We start from the raw sequence: 16,222 nt of genomic DNA on the forward strand, positions 1-16,222 counted from the left end.
ATGTCTTTGGAAACAAATCAATAGATGGAGACATATGCGTCTTAGTCTACATTACTTCATAAGGAGGCACTACCCATGCCAGAGAATGATCCAACACTACCAAGCTTTACAACTAAGAAACCACCAGAGCCTAATGAAACCAGACAAAGATTGCGAGAAGTGAATCAAGCTGCAAGTGAACGTGCAGCAAAAGAAGCTGCAGAGAAGAAAGAAGAGATAATGCGAATGGAAGAATCATCAGAAGTTCAGCCAGAACTACCTAAACGAAAAGTTGTAAGACCAAAGAAGGTCACTAGTGTGAACAAAATCATCATTGAAGATAATAGCAAATTTGAAGAGAAGCTAGGTGTGGGTAAGAGAAAACGGTTTGAAGAGATCAATACGCGTGTTACGACCTACATTTATAATGATCAATTAAAACAGTTGCGACAAATCAAGCAGGAGTGCAATGTGCCAATGACAGAAGTGATCTATAAAGCGCTTGAAGCGTACCTAGCGAAATAAAACTACCCCTATACTTTTATCGTATAGGGGTTAAATTTGCATACTCTTAAATTTTAGAAATGCATCATTTGGTTTGAGTATCATTTGCCATGGCCTTATGAATATCTTCAATGTGTATTAAAGGTAGTTCACGTTTGAAATCAGGTTCCTCAGAAATAATGACTAAATTCCCATTTAAACTTTCTGAGATGGCTATTTTCGTTGGATCTTTTCCATAAAAATCTCGACTCTTCATGATAGTTGAGGAGATTTCAGCTGCAGTATATTGACCGCGGTCATAGCTAATGATTGTGACGTGAGGAACTGGACTGTAACAATCTTCTTGTTTAATCATTTTGCCTAAGGTACTAATATTTTTATTGTGTTCTTCTGTTTTTATAAACGTATAACCTCTTCTAGGGTCCTTGACGATCTCTAGATCATTCAGGTCGTTGCTAATTGTCGTAGGCGCTACGAAAAACCCCTTTTCTTCTAGTCGTTCTTTAAATTCTTCTTTCGTACGGATTGCTTTTCCTTCGTAGATAAGTTCTCGAATAGCATCCCGTCTTCGTTCTACTTCACTCTTCCTCATTTACTCTCTCCTCGTTTAATCAATTTAATAATGCACGTTTCCGTTGCTTGATTTGATTAGGTATCATCCTTAAAGCTAATTAAAAAGAAGGATGTCACAATTTAGACATACTTAAAAGTGGTCAAATTATCTGTGGTTCGTACGTTCTAGAGGAAATAAAGGTCCACTGCCCCTTATTTTGCAATAAACTCATCTGAAGCTTGATTCATCAAGCTACTAGCGATACTTATTGCTGAAACTTTATATGATAATATCATAAAAAAGTTGTCAATACACAGATATCATAACTTAACGCTGAGTCGTTAACAACCAATAAACACTTGATTTGAAGAAAAACGCTAGGTATAGTTCAAATTGCGAGGTGTTAAAACACACATTTGAAACAAAGCAATTCACAATTACATACGAGGGAGGGACTACTCATGTGGAACTTGTTTTCTAAACTACTACTGCTAAGAGCAACAGGTAAAGCGTAAAGCAAATTTGAACTATCTGTCATATCTGTTGAATCAAATTAATACAAAGGGAGCGAATTTAAATGACTGAACCAACGATGAAAAAAACACCATTAGGTGGAAGTGCGATAGACAGACTGAGAACGGCAAATAAACGAGGCAAAGAAAAATCTGATGAATCGAAAGCACTGCTGACATTAGAAAAGCCGGTTCAAGAAACTGAGCCTGAAACGGTTGAAGCAAAACAAGAATCAGTTGCTGCTGCACTAGACTCAATGTCAATGTCAATGTCAACATGGCGACAAGGGAAAGTCGAAATCGAGTCCTCTAACGGTCGCGGTAGTGCAGGATCGGGTGCATTGTCAGTAGTAAACAGTCCTAACGGTAAGCGAACTAAACTCGCTGATGACATCCTAGACTCATTAAACTGGCCATCAGCAGTACAAATTGTAGTAGACGATGCTGAGAAAGTTCTTTCTGTATACTGTGACGATTCTAGTGAGAATTCCCATTACTTAAAGGGCAAGACAAAAGAGAACACAATCTACTCTGCAAGCTTAGTAAACTGCATCACTGAGTTGTTCGACTTAGACTTCAGTAACCGAACGTCCATCACGTTTGGTGAGAGCGAAGTCATTGTAATTGAAGGGACCACAATCGTGAATATTACGATAGATGTTAATGCAAATAGTCATGAAGAAAATGTCGAATGATGCCTGAGGTAACCCCATACGAGAAAGCACTCTTTCAACTCAAAGAGCTTCACATTAAACGAGGTGATTTTGAAATTTATGATGTAGTGGTTTATCTTCCTGATGTTCCAGATGAATCTATTGAACTAGCGATTGAAGTACTGGTTGCTTTTGTGAAAATCATTTTCGTTCGGTAAATTTTGACACGAGTGTCTTTTTAATGTGGGGTGCAATGCATATCATGCTAAAAGAGCACATTCATATATCATCCGAACAGGACATCGTACAGTGCGCGTCATTCTTTGATAGTTGCATGAATGTTCTTAATGATTCAGTTAACTACAAGTACGTGTTTGAACCCTATCCAGATGAAGATGGAAATTAACACGACTAAAAAAACCAACAGTGATGGTTGCAGCCGTCACTGTTGTCCTAAGTACCATGTACAAATTCAACCTAATTTCTAGCATACCTAAAAAGATAACCGAAAGATATGATTTCCAAAAAAAAGAAGAGGATGTGTTGGAGACGACTTATGAAAGTCAGCATCGAAATTATGAGAGTAGTAGTATTTGCTAACTTAGCTTAATGAAAACTAAAAAAAGACAGGAGTAGAGTAAATTGACAAAAAAAATCGATAGTAAACGTGCCAACCAAATGCAGATTCATCCAATAGAGGATACTTCAGCTATTGGAATAGAAAATATGTTTTTACCACGTGCTTATCTTGGTTTAGGAGAAAAATCAGTTCTGGATATCATTAAATCTAAAATTAACGATATTCGTTATGATGTTAAGTTTGACATTGAGGATATTAAAGAATTATTTCTAGAAGGTGGATACGAAGATCTATTTCTTCCAGAACATCATTTAACTGTGAAAGCAACACAAGCTAAAGCTTTGGAAGATTATTTCAACTATTTTTTATTGGAATATGGGATAAAGCAACCAGAAACCCTCTATCAAATCATTAGAACAACCGAAAGATATGATTTCTAAAAAATGAAAAGGGCGTGTTAGAAATGAAAACGACTAAGATGAAGAGTGAAAAAGTGTTTTACGCAAATGGTGTGAAGGATGTTGGTCTTCTAACAATTGGTGGTATTACGATAAGCCCTATCTCAGCAGGTGTTGATTTAGAGCAGTTCCACAAGTACTGTAAAGAAAAGTTCGGGAATATTTGCGATATTGAAGAAGTGATAATTAAGGACAATGACGTTCATACAATTCTAGGAATGCCTTGGGCGATGGAAACAGAGGCAGATGTGGATCTTCTTGTAGACGCTTATGACTTGCAAATGAAGGAACTAGACGTCGATGTAAAGTACGAATACCGCTTCCAGTTTGCTTAATTCTTCATTGAATACAAGTAGCAAATATAATTCTCAAAGGTGGTTGGTCAAACAATCGCCTTTGAAAAAGGAGTAGTTCACATGAGCTTTAAGAAAGTAATGAAATACGATAGACCGATTAAACCTAGCGAAATGACAATACCAATTAAACGTAATGAGTACGTGGAGTTGCCAAACTACAGTGTGAGTCAGACAGCTGTGTTTCTAAAGGAAATAGAATCGGAAACGAATGAAATCACGAGGTCCATGCTGTTTAAATTAATCTGGATTGATCGAATCACTCAAAATCTTGAAACAGGTACAGTCACATTTGATATTATCTTTTATGCCCGAAAACAGTTCCATCGTGTATTTACTACACGAGCCATTTTCAGTGAAAAGAAAATTCAACAACTTGCAGAGATAGGCGCAGATGTAAGTGAAGGTAATTACAGAGCTGTCATCTCCTACCTTTTGGAACAAGAACGCATTCTTAAAAACACACATTACGAGCATTCGTCACTGGGGTGGAAGAAGAATGAAAATGAACTCGTATACTACCATGCGAAAAGTTTGACGGAAAAAGAAGTAGCAAATGAAACGCGATCAACGTACAACGGAAATTTTGACATTCAACCACAAGGCAGCTACCAAGGGTGGAGAAAAGTCATCACAGAACAAGTTCTAGGCAGACCACAATTAGAGTTTGTATTGGTATATGGGTTCAGTGCAGTCATCAACGCTTTACTAGCAGAATCAAAGAGTTTAGATGTGCTAATGCTTCATATTTACGGAGATAGTTCAACGGGTAAAACAACAGCTTCTCAACTTATGGTCAGTGGATTTGGAAAACCGAACAGTAGTGGCTTATTGAAAAGCTGGAATGGTACTTTTAATGCCACTATGAAAATCCTTGCAGGAAATCATGGAGTGCCTCTTGTGTTAGATGAGTCCAGTACGAAGACTAATGCACAGTTCACAGAAATCATTTATCTAATAGCGGCAGGACTAGATAAAGCACGTTTAGACAGTGAGTCGAAATTGAAAGATCAAGAAGAATGGGATGGTGCCTTTGGTTCAACTGGTGAACAGCCACTTACTGCACTATCTAATCAGAATACAGGTAAAGAAGTACGAATCATTGAAATTGGCAATCGTAATTGGACAGAGTCTGCTGCACACGCAGAAGTCATCAAGAACCAATTGATGGCCAATCATGGACAAGCAGGGCCTCTATTTGCACAATACGTCATTAATCACTACCAAGAAGCAGAATGGTCGGAAATTTTCGATCAGATAAAACTGGATTTGATTGAAGAGATGCCAAGTAAAGACAGTTTCTCAGAGCGATTAGCTAATAAGTATGCCATTCAACTGTTGACCGCACATCTCATGAATGATTGTTTTGACTTTGAAGTTTCCATTGATGGACTTCAAGATTTCCTCATTGAGATTGACCAAGAGAACATGGAAAATCGTTCACTCGAAACCCGTTCCTTTGACTTCTTGCAACAGAAAGTGCTCCAGAACCAGGCTGGTTTTAATACCAATATAACTAAGTTTACAGGAATGAAATGCTACGGGAGTATCAAGAAGAAAGCCGACTACTTGGAAGTTGCGATTTTAAAAGGAGTCATGGATGAATGGCTCACTGAAGGCAAATTCAGTAGTAGCGATGTGGTTTTGAAAGGTCTGAAGAAGGACGGTCTGTTGGATCATGAAGCCAATAAACATTCACGAGATCGAAAATTACCTAATGACAAAGGTGTCCAAGCAAAGCAAACAGTGTATGTGCTGAAAATGTCTTTAGACTTGTTGGATTCTGTTAGTGCCAATGAAGAAGTCGTACTTGCACCTCCATCTCAGAAGAAAGGCATCACTCCTCTAAAGAAGATAAAAGGGGTAAGACCTGACATAAAAGCAATGATCGCAGAGGATTTACAACGGTAATCAGACGACGCAACATCAGTTGTTAAGACCTGCTGGTAAGGTGGCCGCCGAATCAGCAGGATTCTTAATTATATATAATGATTAAAATAAGGGAGCGATAGCTATGTATACAATGAATAGTTTACCGGGGTTTGAAGTTCAATTACGTACTGCGAAGAAGAGTGAGGAAACGATTCGAAGTTACATCAATGCTTGTCGTCAGTTCACGCATTGGATTCAATCGGAAAAGAACGGTCCTGTACTGCTGAAGGACGTTAAAGAGCAAGACATTCAACGCTACTTAGACTGGTTAGACACAGAAAAGGGATATAAACCTGCGAGTATCAATGTCGCATTGAATGGTATTCGTAATCTGTTTAAGTATGCGATGAGAATGGAATTACTAGAGAAAGATCCCACACAATACCTTGAAAATGTTAAGAATCACACGTTGAGGAGAGATTACCTAACGGCTGATGAAGTTCAGACGTTGCTTGGAACGATAGACCATGAGATTGGGAACATAGTCGTTCGTACATTGGCCTTTACTGGTTTACGAATTTCCGAGTGTCTTGCCTTAACGTTTGAAGACATTGACTTTACCAACAACAAAATTCACGTACGTCATGGAAAAGGGAATAAGCCACGCACGCTTCCTTTGTCTAGTGACTTGAAGCCTTACCTACTCCGCTACAAGAAAGGGCCAAGAGGTTTTGTGAAAGGTAGTAAGTTGTTCTTTGCGACAGCCAAAACGGGAACGATTTCTGCTCAGTACATTAACCGCCTGTTAAATGAAGCAGTTAAAGAATTGAAGTGGAAAAAGAATGTCACCTGCCATGTGTTACGTCATACTTTTGCTTCCAAACTCGTGAAGAACGGAACAGGGATTCCTACAGTTGCGGCTTTGTTAGGACATTCGGATTACCGAACAGTAACGGCTGTCTACGTTCACATAGATGAATGTGATCTTCAGTCGGCTGTAAATGGATTGAACTTGTAAGATACAGGATTAGAAGAGGAGTGAATGACTATGAAAAAACCTGTTGAATTAGTTGCACCTGAAGATGACGAGCGCGTACATGCCATCTTGACGGGCTTAACTGCTGGAAAGACAAGGGAGGAATTAGCCACTGACTATGATTACGCGACTTACAAGTCATTAGACATTTACATGCGACGCAAAGGATACCGTTTTGATGCACGTCTTCAAAACTATATTCCTCAGTTGATGGTAGTGTCTCAGCAACAAGATACTTCAAAGCCCTCACGAATCATCCAGTGGTTGGCTACAAACCCTGAACAACCAGCCTTGTCCTGTCAGAAGTTTAGTTTTAAGGATATGACAGAGCTTGCACAATACATGGGGTGTAAAGGATACAAGTGGAACTCAGAACTCAATAATTACGAGTTAGAACCACAGATAGTTGGATCGTCTAAGGAAGATGCACACGAATCATTTGCAGAAGGTGAGCAGCAGTCACAGGAAATAAGTGTGACCGCTGAACGTCTTCAACCTACTCACAGTGATTCCGAACTTGCTGCCTATCTTCCATTACTAAAGATGCTGTCACATAATCAAGACAAGTTAACGGAGATTCTTCAACCGTACGGTAATGGTAGTAAAATTCCACGATACATCATTGAAGGGGTGAGCGCACCCAAAACGACACAGATTGCTCATTCTCTGGCTACGATGGTAAAAGATTTCTCAGAAGAAAAGAATGTCAATCAACGAGATATCTTTGAAGTAGCACTGATCGATTTCTTTCGGAAGTATGGATATGAAAAAGAGCTTGCTCAATTGTTGAACATCCACTAGGAAGCAGCCATTACTGCTTCTTTTTTTGTAGTTAAACTACACTTTTGAAGACCACTCCGCAAAAAAAACCTTGCAAGCACCGCAGAAAGTCCTGAACATCCAAAGAAAATAGATCGACAAAGCCATGCACCGCAAGGAACGAGAGGGAAAACCACTAAACCCCTTGCTTCTTTTTTGGAGTGAAATCCTAGGAGAGAAAACACGAAGGACTGTCCCAGTCAACCCTCTCTTCTTGGAATGTCTGTAGGGATATATACTGTTATCCCTACATTTGTTACTCAAAGCATCTCTAAAAAAAGAATGGGTAGCAGTTCTGTTATTTTGAAATTACTCTCATTATTAGTAGTTTTTATAAAGTATGTTACTTGAAAGGTTCTATGGCTCATATAGATGGGAATAGATCATTGTTCTTCTGGATTTAACAAACTTAAGATTTCTCTTGATGGATGTATCGGTATTGATTAAGTATGAAATATGGTTTTAAGATTACTGAAATGAAAGACGTTTATAATACTCTCTTTAAAAAATTAAAGGGGTTTTGGGATTTTTATAATCACTCCATGTATGGCATCACTTTTTCAAGAAAATAAATTTAGTTTTTATCCTTTTTTAGAAGAGCTAACGAGGGGTTTTATTGTAAGGGACATAAAAAAATAACCTTCTCAGATTGAGCTCAGATACTTGGCAGAAAACATCGTTAAGAAAAATCAGTTATTTTAGAAATACGGATTGAAATATGGTATAATTGCTATAAGAAGATTGAGGTGGCTGCATGAATAAACGAGTAATGAAACGACTCCCATTATCTAAACTTATGGATCTTAAAATCGACTTTGCCTTTAAGAAGCTATTTGGTACAGATGAGAATAAAAAGATTACAATTGTATTCTTGAATGCGATTTTAAAGCGAACAGGTAGAGATACGATTAAAGAAGTTACTTTTAATAATGTGGAAATTGGCGGCGATTACCAGACAGACAAACAATCCCGTTTAGACATATTAGTGACTACGCAAGATGGACATCAAATTAATGTGGAAATTCAGTTTGCGAATAAGTATGACATGGTCAATCGTAGTCTTTATTATTGGTCCCGTATCTATTCAGATCAAATACTCAAAGGCATGCCATATACTCAACTAAAACCAACAATCGTTATTAATATATTGAACTTTAATCTTATTCCACAAACAGATTTGTTTCATACCTCTTATCATTTATATGAAGACGAAGAAAAGTTTCGTATTGATGATGTACTAGAATTGCATTTTATTGAAATACCTAAACTGTTAACACACTGGAAAGAAGATCTACTAGATCCTTGGAATGATGTATTAGCTCGTTGGCTATTACTACTCGGAATGGTAGATCAACGAAAAGAAACTTACTATGAAGAGATTTATAAAGAATTGGAGGCGGTTGCGATGAAGGACGAAAATTTACAAGATGCATTTGCAAGTTGGAATGAAATCAGTGTAGAACCAGCAGGACTCTTGGCATATCGTGCTCGATTAAAAGAAGTCTTGGATGAAGAATCATTTATTAAAGAAGCACAATTAAGAGAAGAAGCTGCGATGGCTGAAGGTTTGGAACAAGGATTAGAACAAGGTATTGAAAAGGGATTACGCGAAGCAAATGAAAAAATGGCAATGAAGCTATTACAGATAAGTATGGACATAAAAGAAATTTCTAGCTTAACAGGATTAACTATAGAAGAGATCCAGTTGCTTGAAAATAAGATGTAAGTTGCGAAAAGAAGACTGCTGATGTTAAAAGTCTTAGCTGTGACAGAAATCTGTAAAAAACTACTTTTTTCTGGCGTCTGGGTTTCCAAAGTTGTTGTCTTCCTGAGAGTGAGTTGTTCGCAAGGTGCAACAAAATTCCAGGTTGGTTAACCTATTGTACTTGGAAAAGTGATGTGTATGTAGGTAAATCTCTTTAGGAAAGTGCAGTGGTTTTGGTGTTTTTATTGAAAAGCCTTGAGACGTATGGAATCGTTGGAACCTAAAGCTGACTTTTCGTTAGTGTTTTGCAGAAAAGAGCTTGGGTTTTTGTCGCAAAGTGGAGCAGAAAAAGTTGCTAGAACTCTTGAAACACTCTTTTTATTTCTGTCTTGTTTTCGTATGTATTGCAACATTTACTTTTTAATCTGTATTGAACAACTCTGCTTGGAGCAACAAAACAGGACAAAGTCTTGGTGTGAGTGAGTTTCTTGGAATCCTTTTTATTCCATTTTTTAGGTTGTTTTTCGTCGATTAACGCTACAGAGTTATCAGTTAAACTAAAAACACCAACAACTGATTTAAAAGCAGCAGATTTCCTTGTATTAGTTGGTGGACAAAAAGTTGTACCAACTTCAGCTATCTCTGATGCAACAGGCGCTAACTATACACTTACACACGCTAGCCTGGATGGAAAAGCGGGTACTGTGAGTGTAAACGGTACTTCAGTTGCGTTCGATTATACTGCAGCTAAAGTTGCAAGTGCAACAGCAGTTAACGGTACAGTAACATTAGTATTCAACAAGGATCCTAAATCAGTACCAGCAGTAACTGACTTCAAAGTAACACAAAATATTAATGGCGCTACAAAAGCTATTAACGCTTCATCTATTCAATGGGATGCAGCTACGAAAACGGCTAAAATTGCAGTACCAACAATCTATGCTAATGAAGCAGATCAAAACGTATCTTACACAGTAGGATATCAAGAAACTGCAACGGTAACATCTTCAGCATTTACAGTTGCTAAAGTAACAGAAGTTAAAGTTGAAAGCGTAACAGCTTTAAACTCTAAGCAAATCCAAGTTGTTTATAACCAAGAGATGGATAAAACATCTGCTGAAACAATTGGTAATTATAAATTAACTGTTACTCCAACAACACCAACTTATTTAGCATTTGCTAATGCGGGTACTAAAGCAAGTCTTCAAGATGATAAAAAGACTGTAATTATTACTTTAGCTGATGGTGAAAGCGTTGCTGGAACTACAGCAGGCGTGCTAAATAATAAAACGGCGTTAGCGTTACAAGTTGAAAAACTTAAATTGAAATCAACTTCAGGTAAAGTATTAGAAGAGAATGCTACAGTAGCATTCCAATTAAACGATACAACAGCTCCAGCTATCCAAAAAGTAACAGTAGCTGAAAATGGTGACCTAGTTGTTACGTTTAACGAACAAATTGTAACTGCGGCTACAATGCCTGTTTCACCATCTCCAGCAGTATCAAAAGTTACTGTGAATGGTGTTTCTTATATCTTTGATGCAGCAGCAGGAGCGAATAAAGCTAAAATTGATAAAGTAGCAGGCGTTTCTACAGCGACTATCGCAAAAGCAGATTTAATTGCTTCAGCACAAGCTGGTCTTGAACAAGGTAAGTCGTATACTATTGCAGTTTCTGGACATGAAGATGTTTATAAAAACTTAGCAACATCTGTATATTCATCTAACTTCACATATGCACCAGTTACAAATGCACCTGTATTAAAATCAGTAACAGCTGTAGATGAGAAGTCATTCATCTTAGAATTTAATAAAAATGTGACTGATGTATCTCCTGCAGGACCGTTAACTGTTCAAGTTAACAAAGGTGCGAAACAATTAGTTACGAAAACAACAACTCCTGTATCTGGAAAACCGGGACAGTATAAAGTAACATTAGCTAGTACGGATGCTGATTTAGATGTTCTTTATGATCGTTCTAAAAATGAAACATCTACAAACTTAACAGTATATATTCCGGCAATCAAAGATTCAGTTGGTAACATCACAGCTGCTGGTAGTACAGCAGTAACATTAAGTAAAGACGTTACTAAGCCAACTGTAGAAAAAGCAGTGTCAACAGGTACTGTATTAGACGTTACTTTAACAGGAGGAATTGCTTCATTGGCTACTACTTCACCAAGTGCAACTAATGCAGCTAATTTAGCAGCAGGTTCGTATGTGTTAGCTGAGAATGGTCGTCAAATTCCAGTTGCAGCAGGCGATTTCACTGCTATTAATGAGGCTAAAGGTGAATTTACTTTCACATATCCTGGTGCATTAACAGAAGGTAACTACACTTTAGTAATTAAAAAAGATACTTTAACAGATCTTTCATTAAACAATGGTAATAAAAATAATGAAATCCGTATTCCATTTGCTGTAGGAACTGGTTTACAAACTAAGCCTAACGTTGCTGCATTAGTTGCTAACTCAACTGCAGGTGAAGTGGCTGTTACATTTGATGCACCAGTAACATATGCATCTGTAGCAAATCACCTTAACTATAAAATTGATGGAATTGTAATTCCAAGTGCATCTACTTTCGTATTAAATGCAGCTGGAACAGGATTAACAATTACACTTCCAGAAGCAGCTTATAAGGAAACTAAAGATCGTGTTGTAACAGTAACAGGTGCTCGTAACCTTGCTGGAACAGTAATGGACGATTATCAAGCTGTTAAAACAGTGAGCGAAAACGAGAAAATTAAGCTTCAATCAGCAAAAGTTATTGCTGGTGAGTTAATCCTTACATTCAATGAAAACGTTGATGCAACATCATTAGCTTCTCCTGGTGTAGCTTTAGCAATTGCTGATTTAGCAGTTAAAGTTGAAGGCACAACAGTTGCTACAGCAGACTTAGATCTTACAGAGTACAATGCAGTAGTAGGAGCAAATCCAACTAAGATTTCTAAAAATCAAGTTGTTGTTTCTGTTAAATCTGGTAGCGTTGTAAGCCTTGCAACTGGAACTGTAACTGTTGAATTTGCAGCAGCAGCAGCGGCTAAAGACAAAGCTGGTAATACTGTACAATTAGGTAACCTTATCACTGCAACTCGCTAATTAGAACGAACAGATTTTAAATACTAGTTTCTAAAAGTGTATGAACCTGTCCAACAAACAGGCTATAACATAATACAAACAACTGGTAGTTAGAAATTTGGAAAATAGAGAGAGTCTTTTGATCGAGCAATCGGTCAATGGGCTCTTTCTTTGTGTTTAATTTATAGTTAGTAGTAGTAGTTCATAAATGGTATACACAGAGAATTTAGTATCAATAGTAACAAATCTCCCTTCAAGAATATATTGTTATATTGATAGAATAAATAATAAGCCTTACTTCCTTTACTGGAGGTAGGGCTTATTTTAATTTCAGGAGGAGAGCAAAAATGATGACGTATAAAAATCAAGCGGAACAAATGGAACTACTAACGGTAAAGGAAGACCACAAACACATCCCAGCAAAAAGAGTGGACATCGTTTCACTTCGACTCGTAAAGGAGACAAGTCTGTTGTACAAGGATCGAACGATCCGAAGTCCAGAAGATGGTTACAATTTGTTTAAGCAATTCCTAGGGGAATTAGATCGTGAATATTTTGTCGTCATGTGTTTAGATGTTAAGAATCAACCGACAGCGATTAATGTTTGTCACATTGGCAGTTTGAATGCGAGTATCGTTCATCCAAGGGAAGTCATGAAAACAGCAATCCTTTCAAATTCAGGTTCTATTTTAGTTGCACATAACCATCCGTCGGGTCAACCATTAAACATAGTATCCTAAACTTGAGTACTCTAAGTACTTTAAGTTTAGGTTTTTTTAATTTTACTGCTTTAACTATTGAATATATAAAGGTATTATTTATAGTAGTTAAAGTGTTTAAAGGTGGTGGAGAAATGAAAGTTCAAAAAGTAATTTTGGAGAAAAAACCATATCCGCTATACATACTGCTAGACAAAGACTTTGAAGTTGTAGAACCAGTTAAGAGATATATAAAGTTCTTGGATAATACGGGGAAAGCTCCAAATACGATTAAAACATATTGTTATCATCTCAAGCTCTTTTATGAATTTATGAGCCAGAGAGGAATTGGATTAGAAGATTTAAAATTTGAGGAATTAGCGAAATTTGTAGGATGGTTAAGAAATTCAACAGGAGATGTAAGGGTAATAGATTTACAACCAAAGAAGGCTAAAAGAGAAGAAACTTCAGTTAATTCCATACTTAATGCTGTAACTAGTTTTTTAGATTATTTAAATCGTACAGGAGATTTTAAAGCTATAGACATGTCTAAAGAGGCAAGGGGAAGAAGTTTTAAGGGGTTTCTTCACCATATAGCTAAAGGCAAATCTTATCAAAAAAATATTTTAAAGCTTCGAGTAAAAAAGAAAATTGTACAAGTATTAGAACACGAACAAGTTAAGGCAATAATCGATGCGTGTCATACAAAAAGAGATAAGTTACTTATTATGCTTATGTATGAAGGAGGGTTTCGGGTAGGAGAGGTATTATCACTTCGTATCGAAGATATTTCTACTTGGGATAACCAGATTAATATCACGCCAAGAGATCACAATGAAAACGGGGCTTATATTAAGCTTAGAAAAGAACGAACAATCGATGTTAGCAAGGAATTAATGACTTTATATACCGATTATTTAGTTCATGAGTATGGTGAAGATTTGGAGCATGATTATATATTTATAAATCTCAAAGAATCTTATTTTGGGCAACCACTAAAATATCAAAGTGTATTAGACCTTATAAGGCGATTGGTAAAACGGACAGGGATTACCTTTACTGTGTATTTCGCAAGTGAAAAGTGAGCCATTTCGCAATTCAATTTTGAGCCACGTTAATTAGCACCAGATTTCATCCATTCTTCCGTTTCTTTCATTCTAAAAGAGGGCCCATTCATATTTAAAACATGAGATTTATGAGTTAAGCGATCTGTTAATGCAGCGGTTAATACTGGATCATGAAAAACCTCTTGCCATTTTAAAAAAGATAAATTGCTTGTTATAATTGTTGATTTTCTTCCTGCTCGTAAGGAAAGATGCGAGAATAATAATTCTGCTCCTTCTTTATCAAAAGAAATATATCCTAACTCATCAAGGATAACCAAATCATATTTTTCAAATTTCATCTCAAAAGATCGAAGCGTTCGTTCTGAACGATGTTCTTTTAGTTGGTTCACTAGTGAAGGCACTGTCGCAAAAAACACTCTGTATCCCGCGAGACATGCTTCCATTCCAAGTCCTATGGCAATGTGAGTTTTTCCGGTGCCTGGAGATCCTGTTAAAATTAAATTTTGTCCTTCTTTGATAAAATCTAATGATTTTAAATGAGGCAACTTTTGCTTTGCTTGATCAGGTAAAGCATCGTGAACAATTTCTTCTAGTAACCTTCTTTGAGGAAAATTAGCTGCACGGATTCGATTTTGTTTTGCACGTAAGAAACGATCTTTTTGTTCCTGTACAAGCACTTGATATAACACATCATATGCTAAAGTAGGATTCTCAAACGATGTTTCATCTTTAGCCATACTCCTAATACTAGGGAGACGAAGCTCCCTACACATCTCAATTACTTTCTCTTTTTTATCCACAATAAACGCCTTCTTTCTCTGTTTGCTCAAACATATTTGCATATGCTCGCATATTGTTTTCTGATTGGTTTGTCGTTTCATCACGATTTAAATCATCAATATTCGCCGTTGGCGATTGCTCACAGATGAAAAGGATTCGTTCAGTACTTACATAGCCTAATCTAATATTATTTAGTTTATTAACTGCACTTAAAACTTCTTCTAGTCTGTTATTTTCCTTTATGTAAAGAAGTAACTCTATGAATTCTTTCTCTTTTCCGATATAATGGTCATTGTATAAGTTTTTTATTTGCGTTGGTGCCTGCCTCAAACATTCACTTTGAGCTATGGCACCTTTTTTCTTTTCAAATGTTTTTAGAAAGTGATTAATATTCATAATCCACTGATGTAAACCCCAGCTACGTAAATGCTCAGTTGCTAATTCTCCGTCTATAAATAATTTAATTCTCTTTGCTCCTACTTTAGCCTTTATATGCTTACCTACGTGACCTTCTGGAACAGAATAACGATTTTGGTTGATTGTTACAGTACTATATTTATCAACCCGGCACTCTATGAAGTCTGTGGCATCGAAAGGTGCGATTGCAGGACTTGATACAGCTTTTTCATTCTCCATCAATTTCTTATGACTAATTTTATGTTCATGATGTTTTCGGTTATTTAGCTTCTCCAGAACAACTGACAGGTATTCTTCAGCTTCTTTCAAACTAGTAAAAGTAAATTGTGAAGAAAATGTCTTCCTTCGAATAAATTCAACACTTCGTTCTACGTGACCTTTTTCATTTCCTCTTCTAGCTTGACATAACCTAATTTTAAAATTGTAGTAGTTTGATAAATTCACCATACTATCTGTTATAACTTTTTCATTTCCAACAAATGATTTAACGACTGTTCTCATGTTGTCATAAGTAAATACCGTCGGTATGAAGCCTACATGATCAATAAAGTTTGTATGAACATCTAGAACGCAGACACGTGTTTCAGATTCATAAAGCATAGCGAATCGATAATTACTGTGGGCTAAAGTAAATACTGCTAGGGAATAACTTTTAATCTTACCGTCTATTTGTAGCTTTACCTCTCCCCAGTCAAATTCTACTTCGTACCCTGGTTTAGAATGTCTTCGGATATATACTTCCTTTGATTTTTCATTCTCTTCATTCACAAAGTTTCGTACAGTAGTGTAGCTAATAGCGAAATCCGCATCTTCGAGCTTTTCATGCATATCAACTATTTTCATTTGTTGCTTTGTCATGTAATGATTTCTTTTCCATTTGTTCTCTTTTATATAACCTCGTAATATATTTTTGATTTCCTCCGTTAAAACTGGTTTTCTACCTTTTCTTTTTTTGTAAGTCGGAGGCTTCATGATGTCTTCAGTAATCGGAAGATTACGAGTATCTTTATGTTTGCTTTGTTCGAAAAGCTTAATATATTTATCAACTGTATTTCTGGATTTCTTCAATTCTTTTGCTATTTTTCTCTTACTTAAACCTTCCAAATACAATTTAATAATTTTCTGTTTATCATTCAATGTAATCACTCCTGATAAT

The 16,222-nt window shown here is 36.6% G+C and carries 13 protein-coding genes and 2 pseudogenes; 12 read left to right on the top strand and 3 right to left on the bottom strand.

Annotated elements, in window-relative coordinates; genetic code table 11:
• Positions 1–75 precede the first annotated feature (75 nt).
• Positions 76–504: a ribbon-helix-helix domain-containing protein gene (locus tag AC3RV6_RS02455; RefSeq protein WP_489747893.1), complete on the top strand. Its 429-nt coding sequence runs from the start codon at positions 76–78 to the stop codon at positions 502–504.
• Between the two features lie 64 nt (positions 505–568).
• On the opposite strand, the gene AC3RV6_RS02460 is transcribed toward AC3RV6_RS02455, so the two are convergent.
• Positions 569–1,075, bottom strand: coding sequence for a hypothetical protein (locus AC3RV6_RS02460; protein WP_489747894.1), 507 nt, complete (start codon positions 1,073–1,075; stop codon positions 569–571).
• 538 nt (positions 1,076–1,613) lie between these two features.
• Here AC3RV6_RS02460 and AC3RV6_RS02465 point away from each other — a divergent pair.
• The 11 genes and pseudogenes from AC3RV6_RS02465 to AC3RV6_RS02515 form a co-directional block, all read left to right on the top strand.
• On the top strand, positions 1,614–2,243 hold the full coding sequence (locus AC3RV6_RS02465) for a hypothetical protein (protein WP_489747895.1): 630 nt from the start codon (positions 1,614–1,616) through the stop codon (positions 2,241–2,243).
• Positions 2,240–2,419 (top strand): hypothetical protein, encoded by a 180-nt coding sequence (locus tag AC3RV6_RS02470; protein WP_489747896.1) that lies wholly within the window; start codon positions 2,240–2,242, stop codon positions 2,417–2,419. The genes AC3RV6_RS02465 and AC3RV6_RS02470 overlap by 4 nt, the downstream gene beginning before the upstream one ends.
• A gap of 424 nt (positions 2,420–2,843) precedes the next feature.
• Positions 2,844–3,221 carry a hypothetical protein gene (locus AC3RV6_RS02475; RefSeq protein ID WP_489747897.1) on the top strand — a complete coding sequence of 126 codons (378 nt, stop codon included), beginning with the start codon at positions 2,844–2,846 and terminating at the stop codon, positions 3,219–3,221.
• Positions 3,222–3,244: 23 nt separating this feature from the next.
• Positions 3,245–3,574, top strand: coding sequence for a hypothetical protein (locus tag AC3RV6_RS02480; RefSeq protein WP_489747898.1), 330 nt, complete (start codon positions 3,245–3,247; stop codon positions 3,572–3,574).
• Positions 3,575–3,655: 81 nt separating this feature from the next.
• Complete coding sequence (locus tag AC3RV6_RS02485; RefSeq protein WP_489747899.1) at positions 3,656–5,503, top strand: DUF927 domain-containing protein; 1,848 nt, start codon at positions 3,656–3,658, stop codon at positions 5,501–5,503.
• A 103-nt stretch (positions 5,504–5,606) separates the two neighbouring features.
• Positions 5,607–6,482 (top strand): tyrosine-type recombinase/integrase, encoded by an 876-nt coding sequence (locus AC3RV6_RS02490; protein ID WP_489747900.1) that lies wholly within the window; start codon positions 5,607–5,609, stop codon positions 6,480–6,482.
• A gap of 30 nt (positions 6,483–6,512) precedes the next feature.
• Positions 6,513–7,301 carry a hypothetical protein gene (locus AC3RV6_RS02495; protein WP_489747901.1) on the top strand — a complete coding sequence of 263 codons (789 nt, stop codon included), beginning with the start codon at positions 6,513–6,515 and terminating at the stop codon, positions 7,299–7,301.
• 772 nt (positions 7,302–8,073) lie between these two features.
• A complete protein-coding gene (locus tag AC3RV6_RS02500) occupies positions 8,074–9,045 on the top strand; it encodes an Rpn family recombination-promoting nuclease/putative transposase (protein WP_489747902.1) in 972 nt (323 codons plus the stop codon).
• Between the two features lie 467 nt (positions 9,046–9,512).
• Positions 9,513–12,125 (top strand): hypothetical protein, encoded by a 2,613-nt coding sequence (locus AC3RV6_RS02505; protein WP_489747903.1) that lies wholly within the window; start codon positions 9,513–9,515, stop codon positions 12,123–12,125.
• A 356-nt stretch (positions 12,126–12,481) separates the two neighbouring features.
• Positions 12,482–12,826, top strand: a pseudogene (locus tag AC3RV6_RS02510) (JAB domain-containing protein); the annotation flags it as partial.
• Positions 12,827–12,957: 131 nt separating this feature from the next.
• Positions 12,958–13,863, top strand: a pseudogene (locus AC3RV6_RS02515) (site-specific integrase); the annotation flags it as partial.
• A 53-nt stretch (positions 13,864–13,916) separates the two neighbouring features.
• Here AC3RV6_RS02515 and istB read toward each other — a convergent pair.
• Both istB and istA read right to left on the bottom strand, forming a co-directional pair.
• The gene (gene istB / locus AC3RV6_RS02520) at positions 13,917–14,669 is read right to left on the bottom strand and encodes an IS21-like element helper ATPase IstB (RefSeq protein WP_489745758.1); all 753 of its coding nucleotides are present in this window, start codon (positions 14,667–14,669) and stop codon (positions 13,917–13,919) included.
• Complete coding sequence (istA, locus tag AC3RV6_RS02525; protein WP_489746077.1) at positions 14,662–16,203, bottom strand: IS21 family transposase; 1,542 nt, start codon at positions 16,201–16,203, stop codon at positions 14,662–14,664. The genes istB and istA overlap by 8 nt, the downstream gene beginning before the upstream one ends.
• Positions 16,204–16,222 lie beyond the last annotated feature (19 nt).

It is taken from the genome of Sporosarcina sp. So3-204, from assembly GCF_058068165.1.

Excerpts from the sequence above, each read along its gene's own strand:
- AC3RV6_RS02455 (WP_489747893.1), top strand. The coding sequence starts at position 76 with ATGCCAGAGAATGATCCAACACTACCAAGCTTTACAACTAAGAAACCA.
- AC3RV6_RS02460 (WP_489747894.1), bottom strand. The coding sequence starts at position 1,075 with ATGAGGAAGAGTGAAGTAGAACGAAGACGGGATGCTATTCGAGAACTT.
- AC3RV6_RS02465 (WP_489747895.1), top strand. The coding sequence starts at position 1,614 with ATGACTGAACCAACGATGAAAAAAACACCATTAGGTGGAAGTGCGATA.
- AC3RV6_RS02470 (WP_489747896.1), top strand. The coding sequence starts at position 2,240 with ATGATGCCTGAGGTAACCCCATACGAGAAAGCACTCTTTCAACTCAAA.
- AC3RV6_RS02480 (WP_489747898.1), top strand. The coding sequence starts at position 3,245 with ATGAAAACGACTAAGATGAAGAGTGAAAAAGTGTTTTACGCAAATGGT.
- AC3RV6_RS02485 (WP_489747899.1), top strand. The coding sequence starts at position 3,656 with ATGAGCTTTAAGAAAGTAATGAAATACGATAGACCGATTAAACCTAGC.
- AC3RV6_RS02490 (WP_489747900.1), top strand. The coding sequence starts at position 5,607 with ATGTATACAATGAATAGTTTACCGGGGTTTGAAGTTCAATTACGTACT.
- AC3RV6_RS02495 (WP_489747901.1), top strand. The coding sequence starts at position 6,513 with ATGAAAAAACCTGTTGAATTAGTTGCACCTGAAGATGACGAGCGCGTA.
- AC3RV6_RS02500 (WP_489747902.1), top strand. The coding sequence starts at position 8,074 with ATGAATAAACGAGTAATGAAACGACTCCCATTATCTAAACTTATGGAT.